We start from the raw sequence: 10,179 nt of genomic DNA on the forward strand, positions 1-10,179 counted from the left end.
GTCAGCCTCTTATCACATAGTGATAGGTAAAAAGAGTCAGGCCTCTCAGCTTCTGACTCTTTTCTCTGTTTTCACACACTTGTTACAACATCGGTGCGAATAATTGCATAATTTCCTTGATCAAACTTTGGTGCCATGTAAAGCGGAAGGTATCTTCAGTGATTTCTTGAGACACTTCAAAGATGTGGTCAAAGTCCGATCGAATCTCTTTCAGAGCAGGCGTTTGATACATCCAGACCGCATTTTCATAGTGATGGACCAAACTACGGTAGTCAAAGTTAATCGATCCCACAACCGCCATTTCATCATCTGCTAGGACTTGCTTGCTGTGGACAAAACCAGGTGTGTACTCATAGATCTTCACTCCTGCATCCATCAAATCTAAATAAGCCCCACGAGTTACGATTTGGATTAATTTTTTATCCGGAATATGCGGGGTTACAATTCGAACATCCACCCCACGAAGGGCCGCATTGCGGATATCTTCTGTCAAATCATAATCGATGATCAAGTAAGGAGTCGTGATATAGACATAATCCGTCGCTTGGTTGATCATATTTTGATAAACCGTCTTTCCAACCTGTGACTTGTAAATCGGTTTTGGACCGCTTCCATAGGGGATGTAGAGCCCTTCGCCTTTGACCGCCTTGTTTTCAATATGGTAGCGGTCAAAATCCTCGATTTCCCCACGGTTGATGTACCAGTTCATGAGGAACAGTCGCGTTAAGGCCTTAACAGCTCGTCCATCCAAGCGGATGGCACTGTCCTTCCAGTGACCAAACCGTTCAATGTGGTTGATGTACTCGTCTGCCAAATTGACCCCACCCGTATAGCCGATCTGACCATCAATGACCAGTATCTTACGGTGGTCTCGGTTGTTATAAGCTACCGTTAAGCGGGGGATCACCTTGTTAAATTTATGGGCATCAATCCCCATTTTTCTCAATCGTTTGGTATAGTTTCCAGCCAAAGTCGCCATACAGCCGATATCATCATAAAGGAGTTTAACTTCAACCCCCTCTTTCACTTTCTGCTCTAAAATCTCTAAGATACTGTTCCACATCAAGCCCTCGTCAATGATGTAAAACTCGATAAAGATAAATTTTTTCGCTGCTCGCAGATCCTCTAGTAGTTGCGCATACATGTCCTCTCCTAGAGGATAAAAGGTTGATGCCGTCCCATTGTAGAGATCCGCATTGTGGTCCATGGATAAAATCGACTTGACCAAGCCATAAACCGCCTTGCTTTCTTGCTTGAGTTCCTTACGCAATTGCTGGCTGTTATCCTCTCTAAACTTCATGGATTCCATATTTTTCAGCTGGATCATTTCCTTCTTGGACAAACGCCGCTCGCCAAACATGAGGTATAAGAGCGATCCAAAGACAGGAATGACCGCAATCAAGAGCCAAGTCACCTTATTTTCGGGAGGGGTATTGCGGTTAACAATAGCTAGGATCGTCGACACATATAAGATCCCAATGACCGCAACTGATAGCCAATGCGGGAACCATTTATTGAGCCAAAAGAAGGCCGCAAAGGATAGCCATAGTTCGAAGCCCATAAACAAAATGCTAAATCCATACTTGGACATTAAAAGACGTAATTTTCGAAAGGTCACAGCATCCTCCTTTTTTCTTTCTACTAGTATACCAATTCTTTTTACCCGATGCAACGACCAACCAAACCCCTTCTTGACAAACAAAAAGAGGCTGGGACAAAAGTCCTAGCCTCTCAATTGTTTTTGGATTATCGAGCAAGATGCAGTGGTTGAGTGGGCTCTACTACGCTAATTTCATCAGCTTTTACAGCCCTACTCAACTGTGCGGAGGTGGGACGACGAAATCGAATTCTAACGAATGACCGATTTCTGTCCCACTCTCTCTTCTCTCGTCTCTTATTGCTTGGTCAAAACGATAACCCCTTGATCATCCTCTGCTTGCTCCAGATCTTCTAGCGATAACTGATCTCCTTCGATCCGATAGCGATAAGGCTCATCCCCTATACGCATGGATTGATTGACAGGATCAATACTGACCTCTTTTCTCTCTTCTTCTCCATCAGCATCTTGTACCGTAAACGTGCCTTTTCGCCCCGTCACAACTAAGAGAATCGTATTTTCCTCGTCCTGTCCTCGATAACTACCATCTATGGACACTCCTTCTTTCTGTTCTTCACTCGCCGAAGTCATAGTCTGTGATGAAGTTGACGTCTGTTTGCTCGAAGTCTGTGTTGCTTTTTCTTGCTGGCTACAAGCAGTCAGGAAAAGAGCTACCGCCAAGGTCAGTATAGACATGATTTTTTTCATTAAGATCGACTCCTTTCGCCATAACCGTATACTATCTACCACCAGTATACGCCAAGAAAGTCTTTAGGTCAATTGTTTACCCCTCTAATAAAAATGCCCTTACTTCTGCAATAAAATACAAGGAACCTGTCACAAATAAAACCTCATCTGGATGGCTCTGATCCATAAACTCTTTGATATAGGCCTTGTAGTCAGCCACATAAGGCAGGTCTTGTCGATCACCCTGCGCCACCACTTCACCGTAATGAAAGGTCGTCAAAATCAATTCAGCTTCTGGCAATCCCGCTTGAAGCGTTTGGAGCATCCCACTATAATCTTTTCGTTTGAGAGCACCGAATAAAATCTTCACGCGCTTTCCTGCTAAGCTATTGGCAAACTCGATCAAGCGCAACATAGCATGAGGATTATGAGCGCCATCCAGATACACCTGGTCGCCAAATAACTCTAGACGGCCCGGCCACCTTGTCTCTTGCAAGGCGTGTTTGACCTGCTCCATATCCACTTCTTGATCTAGGCCCTCCATATAGAGGAAAAAGGCCTCCAAAGCTACTGCAGCATTTTCCCGTTGGTAATCACCCTTCAAACCCAGAGACGGCAAGACAAGTTCCACGTTTTCATTCCAAAAACGATCCTGCTCTAAGCCAAAATCGTTCTGGAAGGCGTAGAGATCCACATCCAATTGCTTCGCTTTTTCTTGACAAACAGTTATAGCATCATCCGACAAGGGACCCACAACAGCTTTCTTGCCCTTCTTAAAGATTCCTGCCTTTTGCTGGGCGATTTCCGCAATCGTCCCTCCCAGTGTTTCTTGGTGATCGAGGCCAACTGAAGTGATCACTGCGATCTCTCCCGTCACTACGTTGGTCGTATCCAGAAGCCCTCCGATACCAACTTCCAGCAAGACCACATCCACAGCTTGTTCCTTAAAATACAAGAGAGCCATGAGGCAGATAATCTCAAAATAAGAGAGTTGGTCCTGGGTTTGAAGCAAGGTCTGCTCCATTTGTTGGACTTCTTGGCCAATCCGAGTAAAATCTTCATCTGAAATCGGCTGATCCCCAATACAAATCCGATCATGGATACTGATCATATGAGGAGAAGTAAAGGTCCCAACCTTCTTCCCATGAGCCATCAACAATTGACGCAGAAAGGCGATTGTGGATCCCTTCCCATTGGTTCCTGTCACATGAAGGATAGGATAGGCCTTATCCGGCCTCCCTAAAAGGCTCACTGCCTGCTCCATACGATCCAGTCCCGATCGAAAATTCAGACCGATCCGACTATTCATCCATTGCTCAATCTTATTCACATCTTCCTCCTAAAAGAAAAAAGCGACAAAACCTCCTCTGACGTTTGCGCTCCTTTCTTTTGTAATTGTTTCGTTCTCATTTTTACAGCAAGTCCCCCGGACTTACCAACTCTTTCTAATTTCTTGGAGTTGGGGTAAAAACATGCACTGGATGTTTTTACTCCTCCATAAAGCTGTTGAAGACTTCTTCGATCATATCCCATTCTGCATCTGAGTCTTCTGGGATTGGTTGAAGGTCGCCTTCTGTTCCGTCTTCGTTTTCTGTAAATGAATAAGCTTGGATTTCAACTTCGCCGTTTTCATCTTCTTCTGCATTTGCAGGGATCAAAAGGACATAGTTCTTTCCAAATTCTTCTTTGCCATCAATGGTCAAAAGAATTTCAAACAAGGTTTCATTTCCTTGTTCGTCCACCAATGTGATTAATTCACGTTCTTCATGGTCGTGGTTATGATCATGTGCCATACTATTCTTCCTCGTTTTCTTTCTAAAAATTGCGATCTAAATAATTTTGTAAAATAAGCTGCGCCGCTAACTTATCAATGACTTTTTTGCGTTTGCTACGGCTAATATCTGCTTGCTCAATCAACATCCGCTCTGCAGCAACTGTTGTCAACCGTTCATCTTGGTAGTCGACTGGCAACCCAAACTTTTCAGCAATCATGGCGCCATAAGCCTGACTGGCTTCCACACGCGGTCCGCTGGTGTTGTTCATGTTTTTCGGCAAGCCCACAACAAAACGGTCCACCTTGTATTGAGCCACTAATTCAGCTAAGCGCTCCAAACCGAATTCTTTTTTATCTTCATCGATTTGGATGATTTCAAGACCCTGAGCTGTAAAGCCGAGAGGATCACTCACAGCAACCCCAACGGTCTTTGAGCCAACATCCAATCCCATAATTCTCATTAGAGGTCTATTCCTTGCCCTTTCAAATAATAACGTACCAATTCTTCCACGATCTCATCTCGTTCATATTTACGAATTTGGTTCCGTGCATTATTATAACGAGGTACATAGGCAGGATCACCACTGAGTACGTATCCTACGATTTGATTAATTGGATTGTAGCCTTTTTCATCCAGTGACAAGTAAACATCTTTCAAGGTCTCGCTAATTTCCTTACGATTTGAATCATCAAGATTAAAACGTACTGTTTCATCTGTAAATCCCACAAGAACACCCTCTTTCCTTAGAATATTACTATTATACCATAATTAAGAGTTTTCCACAACGGCCAAGCCCTTGATTTTACGGCTTTTTCAAGCATTTTTGAGCTATTTTAGCTAAACTGTTTTTTATTTTTGCTCACTTGCTCCAGCATTGATAAGATTATCCGCAAATTGACTCGGTGTCAGCTTCAACAACTCTGGTAAGTGATTGTTTTTGAAGTAAGTCATGCCTTCGGCCTTCTTCACATCCATCGCTTCAAAGTCATAGGTGATGGTTACCTTGTATTCATTCTCATTTTCCAAGGTTAAATCAGCTGTGAAACCTGGCACTGTCAAAGCTTCCTTAAAGGCATCGTCCTTGTTAAAGGATTCTCTCAATTGCTTTTGTGCTTCCTCGACTCCAACCTGTTGGATCCCTTTTTTCAACTCCTCATCTGTTGCCGTCACATTGATGGTCTCCAATTTTTTAAAGGTATTCCCCACATAGGTGACGATTTGCGTTTGTTGTGTCCCCTTGTCATCTTTTGGAAAGACAAAGGTTCTAGTGATGACTTTATTTTCTTCAGCTTTTTGCAGGATACTCTTATTATCCTTTTGCAGTTGCTCTGCTTTTGCTTGGATTGCCTTTTGTTCACTTGAATTTGGCGTTTTCGCTTGTTTTTTTTGACCGCATCCAGTCAAACACAAGGCAAGTGCACCCAATAAGAAGATTTTCCTTTTCATTTTCCATTCCTTACTAGTTATTGTTTTCTAAAATATTGTATCATAGATTTGGTAAAATGGCGCAGTAAACTGCTTTCCATTTCGATTTTTAAAAAGAAAAAATCAGAAACAAATTGTTTCTGATTTTCAATCGCTTTAAAGAGCTGCACGCATCCGCGCTTCTGCATTTTCTACATTTCGAACTGATCGTGGCAAGAAGGCACGAATATCGTCTTCTTTGTAGCCCACTTGGAGACGTTTGTCATCTACCAAGATCGGACTTTTAAGAATACGAGGTGTTTCCATGATGATGTCAATGACTTCATTGACACTCAAGTCTTCGATGTCCACTCCTAGATTTTTAGCGTATCGATTTTTTGAAGAGACAATACTTGCCACTCCATTTTCAGTCTTTGTAAGGATATCCAATAATTCTTCTTTGGTGATCCCTTCCTTACCGAGGTTTTGTTCTTTATAGGTTAGCTGATGAGCGTTGAGCCAAGTCTTTGCTTTTTTACAGCTGGTGCAACTTGACACTGTATAAATTTTAATCATGCATGCACTCCTTTCGCTACACGATAATACTATCGTATTAAATTATAACACAAAAACCATCAGTCTAGCGACCTATTTTGAAAAAAATTAATCTTCAATTTCAATCGCGTCATCTAAATCTAGAGTTACTTCTTCTACGACAGGAGCTGCTTCTTCAGTTTTATCAAGGGTTTTCACTGCTTCGTCTTCTTCGATCAAACCAAAATGAACCCGAACCTTGTGGTCGATTTCGTCAAAAATTTCTGGGTGGTCAGCCAAGAATTTCTTAGCATTTTCAGATCCTTGACCAATTTTTTCGCCATTATAGGAGTACCACGCACCCGCTTTTTGGATGATATCCAAATCTGTTGCAATCTTCACCAATTCACCTGTACGTGAAATTCCTTCCCCGTACATGATTTCGACCATGGCTTCTTTGAACGGTGGAGCTACCTTGTTCTTCACAACCTTGATCTTGGTTTCCTTACCAACGTTGGTATCTTTTTGGTCCCCAGTCCCCTTGATTTGAGTGTTTCCACGAACATCTAGACGAACAGAAGCGTAGAATTTCAGGGCACGACCACCAGGTGTGGTTTCAGGGTTCCCAAACATGACCCCAACTTTTTCACGCAATTGGTTGATAAAGATGGCAATGGTCTTGGTCTTATTGATCGAAGCTCCGAGTTTACGCATCGCTTGGCTCATCATCCGCGCTTGCAAACCAACGTGGCTATCCCCGATATCTCCATCGATTTCTGCACGTGGTACCAAAGCCGCAACAGAGTCGACAACCACCAAATCAACCGCACCAGAGTCGATCAATTTACCAGCAATTTCAAGTCCTTGTTCCCCTGAGTCTGGTTGAGACAAGAGAAGTTCATCGATATTGACCCCAAGAGCTGCTGCATAAGATGGATCCAAGGCATGCTCGGCATCGATAAAGGCAGCAATGCCTCCTTCTTTCTGTGCTTGCGCTACTGCATGGAGGGCAACGGTTGTTTTACCAGATGATTCTGGACCATAGATTTCGATGATCCGACCTTTTGGATAACCACCAGCACCCAAGGCAATATCAAGCGCCAAGGAACCAGAGCTCATGACTTGTACTTTTTGCTCTGCACGTTCGCCCAAACGCATGATCGATCCCTTACCAAAATCCTTTTCGATCAACTTCAGGGCATCATTGAGCGCTTTTTCACGCTCATCTCCAAATTTCTTAGAGATATCATCTAATTTTTTCTGTTTTTTCGCCATTCTTTTCTCCTATGTTTTTGCTATACAGGAAATGCATGCAACTCACCGACGTTTTCCGGTCTTTGAAAGGCACATTTCCTATCCATTTTTAGAATTATTCTTCATTTGGCACAAGCTTCATTATACCAAATTTTCACCATTTAATACAGCCAAGCGTACCAAATTAAAGGCATGAAGAACTGCAATTTCGCGGACATCCGCCCGGCTACGTCCGGCGATATTGACTTGGGCACTATCTACTCCATTTGGAGTCGCAAGGCCGATAAAGACAGTCCCTGCTGGGTGCCCTTCTAGACTATCTGGCCCCGCAACTCCGGTCAGGCTAACACCATAATCGGATCCTGTTAACTTACGGGCCTGTGAAGCCATGGCTTGAGCTGTAAAATGAGACACCACTCCATGTTGCTCTAACTCTTGAGCTGGAATAGACAACATCTTGCTTTTTTCTTCCAGACTATAGGTGACAAAACCACCAGCGAAGATGCTGGACGCACCTGAAAAATCTGCCAAAGTCGCTTGGAAAAGGCCAGCCGTCAGGCTTTCTGCAGCTGTAATGGTCTTACCAGTCCCTTTCAAGAGATCAAAGGCCACCTTGGCCATCGAATTATCATCTCCATAACCGTAAAACAGTTCATGCAAGGGTTGATGGTCCAGCGTGTGACGTGATAAGATTTCCTTTTCTAAGACATCGAGCTTCGCATCTGCTGCGGTTTGATCCTTCGCCTTTGTAGACAGACGCAAGGTCACTTCTCCTGTCTTGGCATAAGGGGCAACCGTCGGATCACTCTGCTTTTCAATGATATCTGCTAGGATCGTAACCAGCTGGCTCTCCCCAATCCCAAAGAAGCGCAAGACTCTTGAAAAGAGCTGTTCCCCTGTCGTCAAATGAGGCACCAATTGTTCGTTGACCATGGGTTTTAACTCACTTGGTGGACCAGGTAGAACGACATAGGTCACACCGTCGACTTCAATCAAACCTCCAACCGCGAGACCTGTACGGTTTTGAAGGGGGATTGAACCGGCAATCAATTGTGCTTGTCGCTCATTATTGGGCGTCCGGACATAATCAGGGCGACTTGCAAAGAAGGTGTCGAGTTTAGCAAGCGCTGTTGGATCAAAAACCAGTTCTTTCCCTAAAAACTTAGCAAGGGTTTGCTTGGTCAAATCATCCTCTGTTGGCCCAAGTCCACCACATAAAATCACCAAATCACTGCGTTTTGAAGCTGTCTCAATGGTCGAGAAGAGGCGACCTTCATTGTCTCCTACCGCCACATGATAATAGACATCAATCCCTAAACTAGCCAATTTTTCAGACAAGAATTGAGCATTGGTGTTCACAATTTGTCCTGTTAGAATTTCTGTTCCAACTGCAATAATTTCCGCCTTCATGGTGCCTCCCACTTATACTATTCGTAATTTTCATTTCATTTTAACACAATTTCCTAAATTATTTAAAAAACAGATTGAAGATAAAGTCCATTTTGGACAACTTTCTTCAATCTTTTTCTTTTAGAGTATAAAGTAAAAAATTCTTAGAAACACTATTACATCAACATTCCTAAGAGTTTTAACTATGTGGTAATCAGCTTCTAAAGGGCTATTTTCTATTGTTGATAGAGCTTATCTATATTCCGAAGCAACCATATCGAGCGGTTGCTTTTTGACTACTTTCTTGATCTAAAAGCCTTCTTCTGACTCTAATTCTTGTTGTTCCCCCTCATCTTTTGTGATACAATAGCATCAATTTTTTCTAGGAGGATAATATATGACTTCTACTATTGGTATTATAAGTTTATCTAGTGGGACTATGGGTGAAGACTTTGTCAAGCACGAAGTGGACTTGGGTATTCAACGTCTCAAGGACCTCGGACTCAATCCTATCTTTTTACCTCATTCGCTAAAAGGCTTAGATTTTATCAAAGAACATCCTGAAGCTCGTGCAGAGGATTTGATTCAGGCATTTTCTGATGATAGCATCGAGATGATCCTATGCGCCATCGGTGGAAACGATACCTATCGCTTGCTACCTTATCTTTTTGAAAATGACCAACTACAAAAGGTTATCAAACCAAAGATTTTTCTCGGTTTCTCGGATACGACCATGAACCATCTCATGTTGCATAAACTAGGAATCAAGACTTTTTATGGCCAATCCTTTCTAGCAGACATTTGTGAGTTAGACAAAGAAATGTTGCCATATAGCCTCCACTACTTCAAAGAATTGATTGAGACGGGAAGAATCTCAGAAATTCGACCTAGTGACGTTTGGTATGAGGAACGGACTGATTTTAGTCCCAAAGCCTTGGGAACACCTCGTGTCAGCCATGCAAATACAGGTTTTGACTTGTTACAAGGCAATGCTCAGTTCGATGGGGAAATCCTCGGTGGTTGTCTTGAGTCTCTATATGATATTTTTGACAACTCTCTACACGCAGATAGCACAGACCTCTGCCAAAAATACAAACTTTTCCCTGACTTATCCGACTGGGAAGGAAAGATTCTATTGCTAGAAACAAGTCAAGAACAGCCTGAACCTGATGATTTCAAAAAAATGTTGCAGGCTTTAAAAGAAACTGGGATATTTGAAGTCATCAGTGGACTCTTGGTCGGAAAACCTATGGATGAAACCTTCTATGACGACTATAAGGATGCTTTAATGGACACCATTGATAGCAATATCCCAATTGTCTATAATCTGAATGTCGGACACGCAACTCCAAGAGCAATTATCCCCTTCGGAGTCCACGCCCATGTAGATGCAACGGAGCAAGTCATTCGCTTTGACTATAACAAATAAGAGGCTGGGACAAAAGTCCTAGCCTCTTATTTATCTTTGGATTGTCGAGCAAGACGCAGTGGTTGAGTGGGCTCTACTACGCTGATTTCATCAGCTTTTACAGCCCTACT

At 42.8% G+C, this 10,179-nt stretch carries 11 protein-coding genes; 1 reads left to right on the plus strand and 10 read right to left on the minus strand.

Annotated elements, in window-relative coordinates:
• Positions 1–82: 82 nt before the first annotated feature.
• From cls to AB5Y61_RS09150, 10 genes are all read right to left on the minus strand, one after another.
• Entirely contained in the window at positions 83–1,618 is a 1,536-nt protein-coding gene (gene cls, locus AB5Y61_RS09105) for a cardiolipin synthase (RefSeq protein ID WP_368403918.1), read from the minus strand.
• A gap of 276 nt (positions 1,619–1,894) precedes the next feature.
• Positions 1,895–2,305 (minus strand): SP_0198 family lipoprotein, encoded by a 411-nt coding sequence (locus AB5Y61_RS09110; protein WP_368403919.1) that lies wholly within the window; start codon positions 2,303–2,305, stop codon positions 1,895–1,897.
• A 76-nt stretch (positions 2,306–2,381) separates the two neighbouring features.
• A complete protein-coding gene (locus AB5Y61_RS09115) occupies positions 2,382–3,614 on the minus strand; it encodes a folylpolyglutamate synthase/dihydrofolate synthase family protein (protein ID WP_368403920.1) in 1,233 nt (410 codons plus the stop codon).
• A 157-nt stretch (positions 3,615–3,771) separates the two neighbouring features.
• The gene (locus tag AB5Y61_RS09120; protein ID WP_003001941.1) at positions 3,772–4,077 is read right to left on the minus strand and encodes a DUF1292 domain-containing protein; all 306 of its coding nucleotides are present in this window, start codon (positions 4,075–4,077) and stop codon (positions 3,772–3,774) included.
• Between the two features lie 22 nt (positions 4,078–4,099).
• A complete protein-coding gene (ruvX, locus tag AB5Y61_RS09125; RefSeq protein ID WP_023919889.1) occupies positions 4,100–4,519 on the minus strand; it encodes a Holliday junction resolvase RuvX in 420 nt (139 codons plus the stop codon).
• Complete coding sequence (locus tag AB5Y61_RS09130) at positions 4,519–4,785, minus strand: IreB family regulatory phosphoprotein (protein ID WP_003002070.1); 267 nt, start codon at positions 4,783–4,785, stop codon at positions 4,519–4,521. The genes ruvX and AB5Y61_RS09130 overlap by 1 nt, the downstream gene beginning before the upstream one ends.
• 123 nt (positions 4,786–4,908) lie before the next feature.
• The gene (locus tag AB5Y61_RS09135; RefSeq protein ID WP_031576799.1) at positions 4,909–5,505 is read right to left on the minus strand and encodes an SP0191 family lipoprotein; all 597 of its coding nucleotides are present in this window, start codon (positions 5,503–5,505) and stop codon (positions 4,909–4,911) included.
• A gap of 135 nt (positions 5,506–5,640) precedes the next feature.
• The gene (spx, locus tag AB5Y61_RS09140; protein ID WP_003009108.1) at positions 5,641–6,039 is read right to left on the minus strand and encodes a transcriptional regulator Spx; all 399 of its coding nucleotides are present in this window, start codon (positions 6,037–6,039) and stop codon (positions 5,641–5,643) included.
• Between the two features lie 87 nt (positions 6,040–6,126).
• Positions 6,127–7,272, minus strand: a complete 1,146-nt coding sequence (gene recA, locus AB5Y61_RS09145; RefSeq protein WP_003002082.1) for a recombinase RecA — start codon at positions 7,270–7,272, stop codon at positions 6,127–6,129.
• Positions 7,273–7,392: 120 nt separating this feature from the next.
• Positions 7,393–8,661: a competence/damage-inducible protein A gene (locus AB5Y61_RS09150; RefSeq protein ID WP_195529622.1), complete on the minus strand. Its 1,269-nt coding sequence runs from the start codon at positions 8,659–8,661 to the stop codon at positions 7,393–7,395.
• A 376-nt stretch (positions 8,662–9,037) separates the two neighbouring features.
• On the opposite strand from AB5Y61_RS09150, the gene AB5Y61_RS09155 reads away from it, so the two are divergent.
• The gene (locus AB5Y61_RS09155; RefSeq protein WP_368403921.1) at positions 9,038–10,069 is read left to right on the plus strand and encodes a S66 peptidase family protein; all 1,032 of its coding nucleotides are present in this window, start codon (positions 9,038–9,040) and stop codon (positions 10,067–10,069) included.
• The last annotated feature ends 110 nt before the right edge of the window (positions 10,070–10,179 follow it).

This window comes from Streptococcus parasanguinis (genome assembly GCF_040908565.1).
GTDB classification, from domain to species: Bacteria; Bacillota; Bacilli; order Lactobacillales; family Streptococcaceae; genus Streptococcus; species Streptococcus parasanguinis_AC.